Raw genomic sequence first — 15881 nt, forward strand, 5'->3', positions numbered from 1 at the left:
CTGCCCCTGCCGCCGCTGGAGCGCGCCGAGCTGCTGTCGATGATGCACGTCGGCGAGGAGCGGGCGGTGCCCCAGGAAGTGGCCCGCGCCGTCCACCGGTTCACCGGCGGCAGCCCGCTCGGCTGCCGGATCTTCTACGACGCCCTCGACGCCGCGCCGGAGCCGGCGGGCGTCGAGACGCACGAGCTGGCGCGGCTGCGGCTGCGGGGGGAGCACGTGACGGAGCAGATGCTCCAGGCCCTCGTACCGGCCGCGGAGCTGAGCGCGTACCTCGTGCTCCTGTGCGTCGCCCAGGACACCGCCGCGGCGCGGGCGCTGGCCACCGCGTACCTGACCCGGGACCACCAGGCCGGCGCGGTCGAGACGGTACGCAGCCACCTGCGCGCCGAGCAGTGGCCGCAGGCCGACCGGCCGTTCGTCGCCGACGACTTCCTGCGCGCCGTACTCGTGCACGAGCTGCTGAGCGACCACCACGGCAGCAGGGGCGAGCCCGCCACCGCCCGGCACCACGAGCTGGCCGCGGGCATCCCGGACGAGCCCGTGCGGTGGCTCGCGGACACCTTCCGCGACGCCGCCGCGGAGCGCTGGCTCGACGACCTCTGGCACATCGCCACCGCCCCGCACCCGCCCGACCCGGCGTGGGCCGACGCCTGCCGGGCGACGGCGTCGGGGGAGCGGGACGGCACGTTCGTCGGCGACTCCGTCCAGCGCTCGGTCAACCGGCTGCTGCACGCCGTGTGGTTCGCCGCCGACCCGCTGTCCGTACCGGACGCGCACCTGCGCGGCCGGGTCGGGCGGGAGCTGGACTTCCTGTCGCTGAAGCACCCGACGGGCAACAGCACGCTGTACGACGCGTCGCAGGAGTGGCCGGCGGCGATCAAGGACCTGCGCACGCCGGACTCGGTCGCGGGGGGCCGGCACGGCGGCGAGGAGGGGAGGGGCGATGGCCCTCGTTAGACGGCGCCCGCTGGGCCGGGCGGAGAAGGCGATACTGGCGGTACTGGCCCTCGCGGCCATCACCGCGGGGGCGGTCCTGCTGGTGCTCCGGCTGGGCGGCGGCGACCCGTGCGGCGACGGGCTCGCGGAGACGGCGAACGGGCAGGAGTGCGTCGGCGTCGCCGACGCCACCGCCGAGTCGCCGGCCTTCGAGCCGGGCGCGGACGGGCCGGACGAGCGGATAGCGGACCTGGTACGGAAGGTGGCGGAGGAGAACCGGCGGGTGCAGGACCTCTGGGAGGGGCAGGAGGGCCCCAACCGGAAGCCGTACGTGCAGGTCGCGCTCATGCTGCCGTTCAACTCCTCGAAGTCGAGCGCCATGACCCCCGAGGTCGTGGAGCACAGCCTCGCCGGCGTGCTCACCGCGCAGATCCACGCCAACGAGAACAGCGGCGTCAACTACCAGCTCCTGCTGACCAACATCGGCAGGCACCTGTCGGAGTGGGAACCGGCGGTGGACACCCTGGCCCGGCTCACCACCGCCAAGGAGCCGGTCGACGAGGACACGCCGCTCGTCGGCGCGGTCGGCCTGCCCAACAGCGAGCAGGACACCCAGGACCTCGCCGACGCGCTGTCGGCCGCCGACGTCCCGGTCGTCAGCGGCGTGCTCAGCTCACCGGAGATCAGTGCGGACAAGCTCTTCAAGTCCGCGCCGTCGAACCGGGAGTCCGTCGCCGCCCTCGCCGGCTACCTCGACGAACGCCCCGGCGCGAAGTCGGGCTACCTGGTCTGGGACATGCGCGAGGAGGACAACTACGTCACCAACACCCGCGAGAACATGCGCGACGTGTTCGGCGAGCAGTACCGGTTGGAGAACCGCAACAGCTCCTTCATCGGCAGCCAGGGCGACGACTACCGCGGCGCACCGCAGCGCTTCTCCCCGGCCGCGCGCGGCATCTGCCGACTGGAGGCGGACACCGTCTTCTACGCCGGCCGGGACTCCGATCTGCCGCACCTGATCACCCAGTTGTCCGCAGAGGCGGAGTGCGACGACTTCGACGCCGAGATCCGCATCCTGCGCGTCGCGACCGGCCTGCCCGACGGCCTGATGGGGGAGCAGGTGCACGAGGACATGGCCGAGGCCCGGGTCGTCACGGTCGGCGCCTCGGCGACGGACGCGCCCTCGTGGCGGGCGGGCGACGGGTCCGGCGAGCGCTTCGCCACCTTCGCCAAGGGGTTCGCGGAGGTCAGCGGGCTGCCGGGGGAGGCGCTGAACGACGGCTACGCGATCATGCACCACGACGCCTTCCTCGTCGTCACCCGGGCCACGGAGACCGCACTGGACGACATGCCGTCGTCCGACGAGGGCGAGGCGGAGCGGCTGCCGTCCCCGCTCGACGTCTACAACACCATCACCAACATGAAGGTGGTCGCGGGGGCCGACTCGTGCCAGGACTGCATATCCGGCGCCAGCGGGCAGTTCGGCTTCGACGTGGAGAAGGACAACTGGCCGGTGTGCAAGCCGGTCCCGATCATCGAGTACCCGCGCCCGGAGGGCGCGGACCGGCCGCGGCTGTACCGGACGTTCCAGGGCCCGGACGGCCGGTGCCCGGCCTGACGGAGGACGTACGGCGAGGACGTACGGCGAGACCTGGCGAGGACGTACGACGAGAGAGGCGACAGCACCGCATGAACCCGTTACCGGGCGACGAGCCCGAGATCGACCTGCACACCGACCGCCCGCACTCCGCGCGGGTCTACGACTACCTCCTCGGCGGCAAGGACAACTACGCCCCCGACCGCGCCGCGGGCGACGCCTCGGTGCGGGCCTGGCCCAGCCTGCCGACCTCCATGAAGCAGACCCGCGTCTTCATGCACCGGGTGACCAGGACCCTCGCCCGCGACTACGGCGTACGGCAGTTCCTGGACATCGGCACCGGCATACCGACACCGCCGAACCTCCACGAGGTGGCCCAGGAGGTCGACCCGGAGTGCCGCGTGGTGTACGTGGACAACGACCCCATCGTCCTCGCCCACGCCCGCGCGCTACTGCAGAGCACCAAGGAGGGCAGGACCGGCTACATCCAGGCCGACCTGCGCGAGCCCGAGTCGATCCTGGGCGACCCCCAGCTGCGCAAGGTGATCGACCTCGACCGGCCGGTCGCGCTGTCGCTCATCGCCATCGTCCACCTCATCCTCGACGAGGACGACCCGCAGGGCATCGTCGCGCGGCTGCTGCGCGCGCTGGCGCCGGGCAGCTTCCTGGCGCTGACCGTCTTCACCGGCGACACCGACCCGGAGCGCGTGGCGGGCGTCGGCCGCGAGTACAACGAGCGCGGCATCCCGCTGCAGATCCGCGACCGCGCCGAGGCGGAGCGGTTCTTCGCCGGTCTGGAGCCGGTCGACCCGGGCGTGGCGCTGGTTCACCACTGGCGTCCCGACGGCATCGGCGAGTCGGTGCCGAACTCGCACATCGCCATGTACGGCGGCGTGGCCCGCAAGCCGTTCCGACCGCAAGCCGTTCCGACCGCAAGCCGTTCCGACCGCAAGCCGGACCGACCGCAAGCCGGACCGACCGCAAGCCGGACCGAGCCGTAATCCGGACTGGATCCGTAAGCCGCGCCGACCCGGGTACGCGACACGGGTGGGCGCCTCGGCGGAGCCATGGAGTAGGGTTTATCTCGACATCGAGATATCTGCCGAAGGTGCCACCCTCAAGTCGCCCCGCTTCGGACGTAGCGGCAGGATTGCGGTGGAACGCGAATGACGAAGGAGACTGTCGTGTCGGCGAACAGCTTCGACGCCCGCAGCACGCTGCAGGTGGGCGGCGAGTCGTACGAGATCTTCCGGCTGGACAAGGTGACCGGTGCCGCCCGGCTCCCGTACAGCCTGAAGGTGCTGCTGGAGAACCTGCTCCGCACCGAGGACGGCGCGAACATCACCGCCGACCACATCCGGGCCCTGGGCGGCTGGGACTCCCAGGCGCAGCCGAGCCGGGAGATCCAGTTCACGCCGGCCCGCGTGATCATGCAGGACTTCACGGGCGTCCCCTGCGTCGTCGACCTCGCCACCATGCGCGAGGCCGTCAAGGACCTGGGCGGCGACCCCGCCCGGATCAACCCGCTGGCCCCGGCCGAGCTGGTCATCGACCACTCCGTGATCGCCGACAAGTTCGGCACCCCCGACTCCTTCCAGGTCAACGTGGAGCTGGAGTACGGGCGCAACCGCGAGCGCTACCAGTTCCTGCGCTGGGGCCAGACCGCGTTCGACGAGTTCAAGGTCGTCCCGCCCGGCACCGGCATCGTGCACCAGGTGAACATCGAGCACCTGGCCCGCGTCGTCATGGTCCGCGACGGCAAGGCGTACCCCGACACCCTCGTCGGCACCGACAGCCACACCACCATGGTCAACGGCCTCGGCGTGCTCGGCTGGGGCGTCGGCGGCATCGAGGCCGAGGCGGCGATGCTCGGCCAGCCCGTCTCGATGCTCATCCCGCGCGTCGTCGGCTTCAAGCTCACCGGCGAGCTGCCCACCGGCACGACCGCCACCGACCTGGTGCTGACCATCACCGAGATGCTGCGCAAGCACGGCGTCGTCGGCAAGTTCGTCGAGTTCTACGGCGCGGGCGTCTCCCAGATCCCGCTGGCCAACCGGGCGACGATCGGCAACATGTCGCCGGAGTTCGGCTCCACCGCCGCGATCTTCCCGATCGACGCGGAGACCCTCACGTACCTGAAGCTCACCGGCCGCGACGCGCAGCAGCTCGCGCTCGTCGAGGAGTACGCGAAGGCCCAGGGCCTGTGGCACGACCCGGCGCACGAGCCGGAGTACTCCGAGTACCTGGAGCTGGACCTCGCCACGGTCGTGCCGTCGCTCGCCGGGCCCAAGCGCCCGCAGGACCGCATCGAGCTGTCGAAGGCCGCCGAGCAGTTCCGCCTCGACGTGCGCAACTACGTCGAGGACGCCGACGAGCCGGGCAAGGAGTCCTTCCCCGCCTCCGACGCCCCCGCCTCCTCCAACGGCATCCCGACGCGCGTCACCCAGGTGACCGCGGCCGACGGGTCGACTTTCGAGATCGACCACGGCGCCGTGACCGTGGCCGCCATCACCTCCTGCACCAACACCTCCAACCCGTCCGTCATGGTCGGCGCGGCGCTGCTGGCGAAGAAGGCGGTGGAGAAGGGCCTGACCCGCAAGCCGTGGGTGAAGACCACGCTGGCGCCGGGCTCCAAGGTCGTCATGGACTACTACGACCGGGCGGGCCTGACCCCGTACCTCGACAAGCTCGGCTTCAACCTCGTCGGCTACGGCTGCACCACCTGCATCGGCAACTCCGGCCCGCTGCCGGAGGAGATCTCCAAGGCCGTCAACGAGCACGACCTGGCCGTCACCTCGGTGCTCTCCGGCAACCGCAACTTCGAGGGCCGGATCAACCCCGACGTCAAGATGAACTACCTGGCGTCGCCGCCGCTGGTCGTCGCGTACGCCCTCGCCGGCTCCATGAAGGTGGACATCACCCGCGAGCCGCTGGGCACCGACAAGGAGGGCAAGCCGGTCTACCTGGCGGACATCTGGCCCAGCGAGCAGGAGGTCGAGCAGGTCGTCGCCGCCGCGATCGGCGAGGAGATGTTCACCGAGTCGTACCAGGACGTCTTCGCCGGCGACGCGCAGTGGCAGGCGCTGCCGATCCCGACCGGCGACACCTTCGCCTGGGACGCCGAGTCGACCTACGTGCGCAAGCCCCCGTACTTCGACGGCATGGGCATGGACCCGGCTCCGGTCGAGGACATCGCGGACGCCCGCGTGCTGGCCCTGCTCGGCGACTCGGTCACCACCGACCACATCTCGCCGGCGGGCGCCATCAAGGCCGACACCCCGGCCGGCCGCTACCTCACGGACCACGGCGTGACCCGCCGCGACTTCAACAGCTACGGCTCCCGCCGCGGCAACCACGAGGTCATGATCCGCGGCACCTTCGCCAACATCCGGCTCCGCAACCAGATCGCCCCGGGCACGGAGGGCGGCTACACCCGCGACTTCACCCGTGCGGACGCCCCGGTCTCCTTCATCTACGACGCGGCCCAGAACTACGCCGCAGCCGGCACCCCGCTCGTGGTGCTGGCGGGCAAGGAGTACGGCTCGGGCTCGTCGCGCGACTGGGCGGCCAAGGGCACCGCGCTCCTCGGCGTCCGCACGGTGATCGCCGAGTCGTACGAGCGCATCCACCGCTCGAACCTCATCGGCATGGGCGTCCTCCCGCTGCAGTTCCCCGCGGGCGCCACGGCGCAGTCGCTGGGCCTGACGGGCGAGGAGACCTTCTCCTTCACCGGCATCACGGCCCTGAACGACGGCGGCGTGCCGGAGACGGTCAAGGTGACCACGGACACGGGCGTGGAGTTCGACGCGGTGGTCCGCATCGACACCCCGGGCGAGGCGGACTACTACCGCAACGGCGGCATCCTCCAATACGTCCTCCGCTCCCTCATCCGCGACTGACCCCACCCGCCACGAAAACCCCGCGCCTCCCCTCCGGGAGGACGCGGGGTTTCCGCTTGACCTCCTCACGGCGTACGTCAGGCCGCTACGGTGCTGTCAGACCGCTGCAGGTACCGGCGAGACCGAGGGGAACCACCGGTGGGGAATCGCCCGACGGACTGGCATGTACTCGATCTGGACGAGGACCCGACGCCGGGGGATCCGGAGCGGGTGAAGCAGCTCGCCCGGGAGCTGCACGATTTCGCGGACGACGTGGCGGATGCGTTGCGGCAGATCAAGGGCATGGCCGGTGAGGATGCCCTCCTTCGCTGGGCGGGGAAGACGGCGAAGGCGTTCCAGGACGAGTTCGATGAGGTCCCCAAGAATCTGAAGAAGCTCCAGCGCTCCTACGACCTGGCGGGCGACGCTTTGGCCGCGTACTGGCCGAAGCTGGAGCGTGCGCAGTCGTTGGCGGACAAGGCGTTAGCCAGGGGCCGCGAGGCCCGTAACGAGTTGTCGTCCGCGACTGGCCGTCTGGATTCGGCGAATTCCTGGGTGGATCGGGCGACGAAGAAGAGTGAGGAGTACGACGAGAAGGAGGGCAAGGAGAAGCCGGACGAGTCGGAGGTACGGGCCGCCACCCGTAACGCCACCGACGCCAAGTCCGCCCGCGCCTCCGCGCAGACCGCGGTCGACAACGCGCAAGGCGGCCTCGAAGCCGCCAAGAAGATGGCCGCCGACGCCAAGAAGATGCGCGAGGACGCGGCGTCCGAGGCGAAGGACAAGCTGGAGGACGCCTCCGACGCCGGGATCCAGAACCGCAAGTGGTGGGAGAAGGCGGTCGACTGGGTCAAGGACAACTGGGACACCATCGTCACCGTCTGCAAGGTCGTCGTCGCCGTCCTCGGTGTCGTAGCCCTGATCATCGGTGGTCCCATCGCCCTGGTGGTCCTGGCAGCCGCCCTGGTGGTGCTGGCCGACACCCTCGTGAAGTACCTGAACGGCCAGGCGTCTCTCTGGGATGTGGCGTTCGCCGCGCTTGACTGCATTCCCGGAATGAAAGGGCTGACCACGCTCGGCGGCCTTGCCAAGATGGCCAAGGCCGGGGTGAAGGGTATGGGCGCCGCGATGCGCCGTTCCGCGGCCAGACTCCGGCGGCCGAAAGCCGTCCACGCGGATTCCATGAACCCGGCAGAGGCCCAGCAGTTTGTGGACACGAACTATCCGTGGCTCAAAGATGTGAACAATACCGGTCAACCTGGCTACACGGACAACTGCTCCAACAATGTGGTAACCGTTGACAGGCGGCTGGATGGCGCCGAGGCCAGCGCCGCTCCGCTGCAGACGCCGCGCTGGCCGAACCAGCAGGCGCTCGGCGCGGAAGGGATGAGCTACCAGCCCGTGAGGAGCTACGACGAGATCACTCGCGACCTGGCAAGGAGAGGGGAAGGCGCCAGAAGTGTCGTGTACATCAGCAGGCCCAATCGCACTGCCCATGTCTTCAATGCCGTCAATACTCCACAAGGTGTCGTCTATTTGGACGGCCAATCGGGTCGACTGGCGAGCTTGGAGCCGAACGTGACCGCGATATCACATCTTCCCTATCGATAGTGTCCTGCCGAGAATCGAGGAATTCTTTCGCATGCTCTCTTCACGTGATGAAGCGCAACAGGCCGCGCTGGAGTATCTGCAGAGCGCCTATCATGGGGAGTCGTATACGTTTGTGCTGCCAGCGGAGCTGACCGAGGAGTTCAGTAAGTTCTGGACCGTCGGTTTCGACACCCGGGAACACCTGGACACCGGTGACATCACCAAGGCTCCGCTGGTCCGCGTCCTCGTTGTGCCGAAGGATGGTTCCACTCCGCACTTCCCGCACACCGCGCTGCCGCTGGCTGAGTACGTCGCACAGCTAGAGGCGGGGCAGTGACCGACCCCGGGAGCCGTGCTGCCCGGTGGCTGGAGCAGACGTACCGCGGCCGGGTCGGGCTGAGTACAGCAGAACCCGTGGCGGAGACGCCGGGGACGTGGCTGTTCGCCTGCCGGGTGAACCCGTCGCCCGGCGAGGGGAAGACGGTGATGCTCAACGCGACCCTGGCCGTTCCCAAGAACGCCTCGACGCCCTTCCATCCGGCCACCGACGATCCCGGCTCCGACGTGGCGACATTCGACGCCGACCCCGCGCCCCGCGAGGCCACCGCCCAGGCCCGGCGGACCAACGCTCGGGGCTGCGTCCTCGCCGCGCATGCGGCGCTCAGTGGAGTGCAGGCGAGCCCGTTGCCCTGGAAGCCGGAGGACGAGGCGCCGGGATGGTGGGAGCGGCTGGTGCGGCAGTTCTCGCCGGACGCGACGGTTGCCTCCTGCGAGGACTGGGACGAAGTGGTGGCCGAGGTCGGGGCACACGGCCCGGACGCCCGCGGCGTCGTGTGGGTGCGGCGTGAGCTCGGCGGCAAGGAGGCGAGTGGCCACCTCCTCTACGGCCACAACAACGACGGTCGGGTGGCGCTCCTCGACCCGTCGGTCGGCCGACTGGGCCGTCTGGAACGGCAGGGAGTCCGCAAGCTCACCGTGGCCGTGACCCACGGCCCCGCGCCCTCCGCTCCTGCTTCGTCTCCGAAGCCGCTGTCCGCCTCCGCCGCCGAGGGCTTTGCCGCTGCTGTCGCCAAGGCTGAGGCGTGGCTGTCGGAGGTGTACGGCGGCGATGTCGTTCTGCTCGCGCCCAGCCCTGCGGACGAGGGCTCCCGCGGCTGGCTCTTCGCTTGCAACACGAAGAGTTTCGCCGACACCGGCGGCTGGCAGGACGGCATGCTCGACGCCGCTCTCGTCGTCCCGAAGCGCCCGACCGTGCCCTTCCCACTCCCCAACTCCGCCCCGTGGGATTGGCTCCGGCAGTGGCAGGCCGGCACCACCCCGCCGACCCCCGTCCCGACCCCCGGCCCCGCCGCTTGGCTCAATGGGACGATGAGGCGCCTCGGTGGCGTCGTATCGGCGAGCACGCACGCGGACTGGCAGTCGCTGACGGCTGAGCTGGCGAGCTTCCCGGAGGGCAGCAGGGCTGTGGTCTGGCTGCGCAGGAGTGACCCGCAGGGCCGCGAGTCCGTGGGTCTGCTGCTCAATGGCGTATGCACAGAGAACGGCATCGCGCTGCTCGACAGCACGACCGGAGAATCGGCGCGACTGGAGACGGAGGGCGTGCGGGCTCTGCACCTCGTCCGTTACCGCTAGGAGAACCCGGCTGTGCGCGACCACGAGACTGCCGACGATGCGGAGCTGCCATGTGAGTGAGGTCGAGGGGGTCGAGGTTCGGTGGGGTGAGGGGGAAACCGTTGTGCGGTGGGTGCGGGGTTTCGGTGGGGTGGTCGTGAAGCGGTTCGGGGTGGCGCCGCAGGCCGTCGTCGCCTGGGGTGGGCGGGTCCTCGTGGTCGAGGCCATGCCGTCCGACGGCGCGCCCAAGGACAACGCCGTGGTCTTCGACGCCGACGGGGCCGAACGGGTGCGGCTGCGGCCGCCGCCGGCCGAGGGCGGGGCGCGCGACGTCGTCGGGTTCTACACCGCCTATCTCGACGAGTCCGGCCCCGTCGTCGTGGTGGCCGCCCGGGTGGGCGACCTCTGGGGCCGCGTCGATCTCCGCGCCGGCACCCTCGTGGACGTACGGACCTGGCGCTGATCAGGACATTCCGGGCGGGCGGGGGCGCGGTCCGGAGCTGTGGAGCCGGGGCTCCAAAAGGCTGGACCAATGGCGGAGAGGGGCATCCGTGACGGGTGTTCCGGCCGACCGGGTGCGGGTGGGCCCGCAGCGCGTTTCCCGCAGGTCTCAAGTCGGGAAATACTCGTGACGAACCTTGTATTCGATCTTGATAAGGCGGCGCCGAGTGGACTATACCTGTCCGCACCCGGCGGCTCCCCCACCCTCCGGCGCACCACCCTGCACCACTCACGTAACAGATGACCGCGGTAATCGGCTCCTGCACCAAGGCACGTCGCATGGGGGATCCGGTACACCGCCTGAGTCCTGGAGAGAGTGAGGACTTGAGCATGGGATCCAACTCGCATGTCGGTCGCCGCGATCTGATCAAGCGGGCCGTCGCCCTCGGCCTGATCTCCGTCCCCACAGTCGGTGCTCTGTCGGCATGTGCCAGCGGTGGCGACGACGACAACGACGGCGGGGCGAAGGGTGACAAGACCGACAAGAACCCGCTCGGCGTGGACAAGAACGCCGGCCTCGAAGTACTGATGTTCGACGGCGGGTTCGGCACGAAGTACGTCGACGACGACGCCACCGCGTACCAGAAGAACTTCGGCAAGGTGAAGACCAGCTCGACGGAGAAGATCCAGTCGAAGGTCCAGGGCCGGATGGCCGCCGGCGACCCGCCGGACCTCATCAACAACTCGGGCGACGAGGCCATGGACGTGCCCGCGCTCATCACGCAGCAGCAGCTCGCCGACCTCTCCCCGATGCTCGACGCGCCGTCCATCGACGACCCGGACAAGACGGTCCGCGAGACCCTGCGCGACGGCACCGTCGAGATGGGCCAGTACGGCGACGAGAAGGTCTACCGGATGAACATCGCCTATTCGGTGTTCGGTCTCTGGTACTCCCAGAAGCTGCTGGACGACAACGGCTGGGTGTACCCCAAGACCTGGGACGACATGCTCGCCATCTGCGCGGACGCGAAGAAGCAGAACATCGCGGGATTCGCGTACACCGGCGTCTACCCCCAGTACCTCGGCTTCAGCATGCTGCCGATGATCGGCAAGGTCGGCGGCCGCGAGGTCCTCGACGCGATCGACAACCTCGAACCCAACGCCTGGAAGCACGACGCCGTGAAGGGCGTCATGGAGGCGCACTACGAGCTGTACGACAAGGGCTACGTCCTGAAGAACTCGCCCGGCAAGACGCACACCGACGTCCAGACCGACTGGACCGAGCGCCGCAACTGCATCTTCATCCCGAACGGCTCGTGGGTGGAGAACGAGTCCAAGGACACCACGGAGCCCGACTTCGAGATGACGGTCTCCCCGTCGCCGAACCTGGACAGCTCCGACGCGATGCCCTTCGAGACCATCTGGGCGCAGGCCGGCGAGCCCTTCATCGTGCCGGCGAAGGGCAAGAACTCCCTGGGTGCCATGGAGTTCCTGCGCAACATGCTGAGCAAGAAGTCCGCGGCGGGCTTCACCGAGATGGTGTCGTCGCTGGCCTGCGTCGAGGGCTCCGAGGAGGGCCTCCAGCTCGGTACGGGACTGACCAGCGCGGTCGGGCTCCTCGACGGCGCCGGTGAGAACTTCCTCAACCCCCGGTTCCCCGACTGGTATCCGACCCCGTACCGGGAGAAGATCGTCTTCGTCTGGGGCGACATGATGAAGGGCGGCATCAAGCCCGCCGAGGCCATCGACAAGATCCAGGGCATCGCCGACGAGACCGCTCAGGACGACAGCATCACGAAGTACAAGCACTGAAAGCGGCGGATCCAGTCGGTGAACGAGCGAGATGGGGGCGCCGGAATGACGGACGAAGGCCGTGCCGCGACGAAAGTCGCGGTGCCCGGGGAAGCCGCGGGGAAGCCGGTGCCGGAGAAACCGCGGAAAGCCGGATTCCGCAACTCTCCGCGGTACCGGACCTACCTCAAGTACCGCTTCATCACGGGGTTTCTCATCGTTCCCCTCGGGCTGTACGCGGTCTTCGTCATCTCACCGTTCGTCCAGACCTTCTACTACTCGCTCACCGACTGGACCGGCGTCAGCAGCGACTTCAACATGGTGGGGTTCGAGAACTACTCCAGGCTGCTCGACGACTCGACCTTCTGGGCCGCCGTCCGCAACAACCTGATCCTCGCCCTCGCCGTCCCCTTCGTGACGCTCACCCTCGGCCTGTTCTTCGCCTTCATGGTCACCGTCGGCGGCCGGCACAGGAAGGGCGAGGCGATCTCCGGGGTCCGCGGCGCCAAGCTGTACAAGATCGTGTACTTCTTCCCGCAGGCCCTGTCCATCGCGGTGATCGCCGCGCTGTGGGGCTACATCTTCAAGCCCGACGTCGGCCTGCTCGACCCCGTCCTGCCCGCGTCGCTGTCACCGAACGGCGGCTGGCTGGCGGACTCGAAGTTCGCGCTGTGGGCCGTGATGATCGTGATGTGCTGGGCCATGGTCGGGTTCTTCGTGGTCCTGTTCTCCGCGGCCATCGGGCAGATCCCCAAGGAGATCTACGAATCCGCCCTGCTGGACGGCGCCAGCCGGGCGGCGACCTTCTTCCGCATCACCCTGCCGCTCATCCGGGACACCGTGCAGACCGGGTGGGTGTACATGGGGATCATGGCGCTCGGCGCGGAGTCGTTCGCCGTCGTCAACATCATCACCCAGGGACCGGGCGGACCCGACGACTCCACCATGGTGCTCGGCGTGTACCTCTGGAACACCGGCTTCGGGCAGTTGCAGGCCGGCCGGGGCGCGGCGATGGGCGTCGCGCTGTTCATCCTCACCATGATCCTCGCCGTGGCCGCACTGTCCGTGGGCCGCCGCCGCGACCGCGTCGAGTACTGAGGGCCGGCTGCTGAGCGTCGGTCAGTGAGCATCGGGTACTGAGCATCGGGTACTGAGCATCGAGTGCAGAGCACGATCCGGAAGGCCAGGTCATGACCACTGCGGAACCCACCGACCGCCCAGCCGCGCTCGACAAGGCGGACGCGGCGGACGACGCCTCGCGGTCGCCGCTGCTGGAGCCGCGGAAGAAGATCGAAGGCGCCGTACTCAACGTCTTCTCGCACGGCTTCCTGGTCCTGTGGACCGTGCTGGCCGCGGGGCCGCTGGTCTGGGCCCTGATGAACGCGCTGAAGGACTCGGGCGACATCCTGTCCAACCCGTGGGCGCTGCCCGGCAGCATCGACTGGGCGAACTGGTCCAACGCCTGGACCCGCGCGCGCATCGGCCGGTACGCCGCGAACTCCCTCCTCATCGTCTCCATCTCCGTGCCGCTGACCATGCTCTTCGGGTCGATGGCCGCGTACGTGCTGGCCCGGTTCGACTTCAAGGGCGCGCGCGTCGTCTACTTCACCTTCGTCGGCGGCATGGCCTTCCCCGTGGTGATGGCGCTCGTGCCGCTGTTCTTCGTGATGAAGAACCTGTCGCTGCTCGACACCCGGCACGGTCTGATCATGGTGTACATCGCGTACTCCATGCCGTTCACGATCTTCTTCATGACCACGTTCTTCCGCACGCTCCCCTCGTCCGTCTCCGAGGCCGCGGAGATCGACGGGGCGTCCCACACCCGGATCTTCTTCCAGGTGATGCTGCCCATGGCGAAACCCGGCCTGATCAGCGTGGGCATCTTCAACTTCCTCGGGCACTGGAACCAGTACGTGCTGCCCTTCGCGCTCAACCAGGGCGACGAGGACGACTACGTGCTCACCCAGGGCATCGGACTGCTCTTCGCCCAGGCCGGCTACCGCTCCGACTACGGCAGGCTCTTCGCGGGGCTGGTGATGGCGGCGCTGCCGATCCTGATCGTCTACATCATCTTCCAGCGCCAGGTGCAGTCCGGGCTGACCGCGGGCGCGGTGAAGTAGGGCGCGGAGAAGCAGTACGCGGGGACGCAGTACGCGAAGGGCGGCCGGTGCGGTCCCCGCACCGGCCGCCCCGCGGCGCTCAGCGCACGACCGTCTGGATCTCCTTGACGGTCACGTCGTACGTGCCGGAGGACATGCCCTCGGGCAGCTGCGGGTCGCCCTGCTCCACCGGGCCGTCCGGGTCGGCCGAGGCCGTCCAGTGGACCTCCCAGGTGAGCGAGGCTTCCAGCGCGTAGGTGCCCTCGCCGGAGGACTTGCGGTACGTCACGTTGCAGCCGGCGTCCTCGGTGTTCACGTCGTAGCCGTTCGCACCGCTGCCGCTGAGCCGGTACGTGCAGGACTGCGGCTCGGCGTACTCGGTGCCGGCGTCGATCCGCAGTTCCTTGGGCGTGGCCACGGTGGTGGCGGCGTACTGCACGCCGAGGAGGTCGATGCTGGCGGTGGTCGACACCCGCTGGAGCCCGGTGTCGCTCCGGAACGTGGCGTGCACCGGCAGGTTGACCTTCTGCAGCGCGAGGTCCGGCTTCAGCTTCACCGGCGGGGCGGGCAGCTTGGTCGCGTTGTACGCGATCTCCGCGAGCATCTCGGGGCTGATGCTCGGGCCGTCCTCCGGTGTGTCCCCCTGGTCCACCCAGAAGGGGTTGCCCTGGAGGATGTCACACGCCTGGAACGCCTCGTCCTTGCTCATGTTCTTGTTGTAGACGACCTGCCACCAGGCGCCTTCCTTGTCCTTGTTCCACTCCTTGTCCTCCCACTCCCTGATCCAGTCGGCCTGCGCGCTCTCCGAGTGGGTAAAGGTGCCCGGCCCGTACTCCGCCATCTCCTCGGCGGTCATGACCGGCTCGTTCCAGCAGGGCGGGGGAGTCCAGTTGCCCTGGACGGGGGTCAGCGGCGGGGCGGAGGGGTCGCCGCCGGTGGAGGTGACCTTCACCTGGCTGGTCCACGCACTGATGCCGTCGCCGCCGTCCGACTCGCCGCCTCCGCCGGTGCCCCAGCCGCCGCCCTGCGCGTACGCGGGCTGCGTGGTGGTCAGCAGCATCGCGGTCACGCCGACCGCCGCCGCGAGGCCCATTCCCGAGCGGCGTATGGCCGCCCCGCCCACCGCGTTCACCGACATGTTCCGTCCCCCTCCGTCCAGTCGGACTCGGCGACCACCCAGGTGCCGTCGTCCGTGCGCGTGAGCGTCTGCCGGTACAGGCGCAGCACCGCGGAGTTCTCGCCGCCGCCGGAGCCGACGCGCTTGCCGGTCTTCGCGTCGACGACGTAGCCGTCGCCCTGGTCCTCGCAGAACACGACCAGCGCGCTGCCGTCCTTGACCTGCTTGACCTCGCGGTCGAAGTACCGGCCCGTGCCCGCGATGCGCTGCCCCTCGTCGGCGAAGCGCTCGAAGTCCTTCACGTAGTTCGTGTAGGCCGGATCCTGCCAGTACTGCTCGAAGTTGGCCGTGGCCTTCTGCTGCCCGTAGCTCTCCACCATGGCGCTGAGCGCGTAGCCGTGGTCGCGCAGCACGGCGTCCTTCTTCCCGTCCCCGGTGTCCGCCGGCTCCACGTCGGCTTCGAGGCCGTCGGGGAAGTCGAAGGCGGGGGCGTCGGGGTCCTCCGTCGCGGGGGCGCTCGGGGAGGCGGAGTTGTTGTTCTCCGCTCCCACGATGTCGTCGCCACCGCCGTCGTCGGAGTCCCCGCACGCGGTGAGCAGCAGCGCCGCGCCGAGGGCTGCGGCCGTCGCCCGGCCGAGGGTGCGGTGCCGCATCGATGACCAACTCCCAGCATCGTCAGGCTCGCGGTGCAGGGGGCGGTCCGGTCAGTGCTCGGAGCGTTCGGTCTTCCGAGCGGTTGTGCGTCCCCCGCGCGTCATGTACGGGGCAACGTTATCGAGCCACGTCGCGGACGGGCCACCGGCTGCCGCCAGTTCGCGACA

At 69.4% G+C, this 15881-nt stretch carries 12 protein-coding genes and 2 pseudogenes; 12 read left to right on the forward strand and 2 right to left on the reverse strand.

Annotated elements, in window-relative coordinates; genetic code table 11:
• From H5J30_RS04905 to H5J30_RS04955, 12 genes and pseudogenes are all read left to right on the forward strand, one after another.
• Positions 1–957: pseudogene (locus tag H5J30_RS04905) on the forward strand (ATP-binding protein); the annotation flags it as partial.
• The gene (locus H5J30_RS04910; protein ID WP_258563095.1) at positions 944–2554 is read left to right on the forward strand and encodes a type 1 periplasmic-binding domain-containing protein; all 1611 of its coding nucleotides are present in this window, start codon (positions 944–946) and stop codon (positions 2552–2554) included. The pseudogene H5J30_RS04905 and the gene H5J30_RS04910, both read left to right, overlap by 14 nt.
• A 71-nt stretch (positions 2555–2625) precedes the next feature.
• The gene (locus H5J30_RS04915) at positions 2626–3534 is read left to right on the forward strand and encodes an SAM-dependent methyltransferase (RefSeq protein WP_258563096.1); all 909 of its coding nucleotides are present in this window, start codon (positions 2626–2628) and stop codon (positions 3532–3534) included.
• Positions 3535–3717: 183 nt separating this feature from the next.
• Positions 3718–6432, forward strand: coding sequence for an aconitate hydratase AcnA (acnA, locus tag H5J30_RS04920; RefSeq protein ID WP_309505432.1), 2715 nt, complete (start codon positions 3718–3720; stop codon positions 6430–6432).
• A 138-nt stretch (positions 6433–6570) separates the two neighbouring features.
• A pseudogene (locus tag H5J30_RS04925) lies at positions 6571–7566 on the forward strand (WXG100 family type VII secretion target); the annotation flags it as partial.
• A 27-nt stretch (positions 7567–7593) separates the two neighbouring features.
• Positions 7594–8022 carry a toxin glutamine deamidase domain-containing protein gene (locus tag H5J30_RS36385; protein ID WP_258563097.1) on the forward strand — a complete coding sequence of 143 codons (429 nt, stop codon included), beginning with the start codon at positions 7594–7596 and terminating at the stop codon, positions 8020–8022.
• Between the two features lie 31 nt (positions 8023–8053).
• Entirely contained in the window at positions 8054–8338 is a 285-nt protein-coding gene (locus tag H5J30_RS04930) for a YrhB domain-containing protein (RefSeq protein WP_181785921.1), read from the forward strand.
• On the forward strand, positions 8335–9633 hold the full coding sequence (locus H5J30_RS04935) for a YrhB domain-containing protein (protein ID WP_181785922.1): 1299 nt from the start codon (positions 8335–8337) through the stop codon (positions 9631–9633). Before H5J30_RS04930 ends, H5J30_RS04935 begins: the two co-directional genes overlap by 4 nt.
• A gap of 136 nt (positions 9634–9769) precedes the next feature.
• On the forward strand, positions 9770–10075 hold the full coding sequence (locus H5J30_RS04940) for a hypothetical protein (protein WP_181785929.1): 306 nt from the start codon (positions 9770–9772) through the stop codon (positions 10073–10075).
• Between the two features lie 368 nt (positions 10076–10443).
• Positions 10444–11865 (forward strand): N-acetylglucosamine/diacetylchitobiose ABC transporter substrate-binding protein, encoded by a 1422-nt coding sequence (gene ngcE, locus H5J30_RS04945; RefSeq protein WP_181785923.1) that lies wholly within the window; start codon positions 10444–10446, stop codon positions 11863–11865.
• Positions 11866–11910: 45 nt separating this feature from the next.
• Entirely contained in the window at positions 11911–12942 is a 1032-nt protein-coding gene (locus H5J30_RS04950; protein WP_181785924.1) for a carbohydrate ABC transporter permease, read from the forward strand.
• A gap of 92 nt (positions 12943–13034) precedes the next feature.
• Positions 13035–13964: a carbohydrate ABC transporter permease gene (locus H5J30_RS04955; RefSeq protein WP_181785925.1), complete on the forward strand. Its 930-nt coding sequence runs from the start codon at positions 13035–13037 to the stop codon at positions 13962–13964.
• Positions 13965–14043: 79 nt separating this feature from the next.
• On the opposite strand, the gene H5J30_RS04960 is transcribed toward H5J30_RS04955, so the two are convergent.
• A complete protein-coding gene (locus H5J30_RS04960) occupies positions 14044–15081 on the reverse strand; it encodes a hypothetical protein (protein ID WP_181785926.1) in 1038 nt (345 codons plus the stop codon).
• Entirely contained in the window at positions 15072–15713 is a 642-nt protein-coding gene (locus H5J30_RS04965) for a hypothetical protein (protein WP_181785927.1), read from the reverse strand. Before H5J30_RS04965 ends, H5J30_RS04960 begins: the two co-directional genes overlap by 10 nt.
• Between the last annotated feature and the right edge of the window lie 168 nt (positions 15714–15881).

Source organism: Streptomyces phytophilus, assembly GCF_013870535.1.
In the GTDB taxonomy this organism is placed as follows: Bacteria; Actinomycetota; Actinomycetes; order Streptomycetales; family Streptomycetaceae; genus Streptomyces; species Streptomyces phytophilus.

Bases quoted from the DNA above. Each gene is read 5' to 3' on its own strand.
- H5J30_RS04910 (WP_258563095.1), top strand. From the start codon at position 944: ATGGCCCTCGTTAGACGGCGCCCGCTGGGCCGGGCGGAGAAGGCGATA.
- H5J30_RS04915 (WP_258563096.1), top strand. From the start codon at position 2,626: ATGAACCCGTTACCGGGCGACGAGCCCGAGATCGACCTGCACACCGAC.
- H5J30_RS36385 (WP_258563097.1), top strand. From the start codon at position 7,594: ATGAACCCGGCAGAGGCCCAGCAGTTTGTGGACACGAACTATCCGTGG.
- H5J30_RS04930 (WP_181785921.1), top strand. From the start codon at position 8,054: ATGCTCTCTTCACGTGATGAAGCGCAACAGGCCGCGCTGGAGTATCTG.
- ngcE (WP_181785923.1), top strand. From the start codon at position 10,444: ATGGGATCCAACTCGCATGTCGGTCGCCGCGATCTGATCAAGCGGGCC.
- H5J30_RS04950 (WP_181785924.1), top strand. From the start codon at position 11,911: ATGACGGACGAAGGCCGTGCCGCGACGAAAGTCGCGGTGCCCGGGGAA.
- H5J30_RS04955 (WP_181785925.1), top strand. From the start codon at position 13,035: ATGACCACTGCGGAACCCACCGACCGCCCAGCCGCGCTCGACAAGGCG.
- H5J30_RS04960 (WP_181785926.1), bottom strand. From the start codon at position 15,081: ATGTCGGTGAACGCGGTGGGCGGGGCGGCCATACGCCGCTCGGGAATG.
- H5J30_RS04965 (WP_181785927.1), bottom strand. From the start codon at position 15,713: ATGCGGCACCGCACCCTCGGCCGGGCGACGGCCGCAGCCCTCGGCGCG.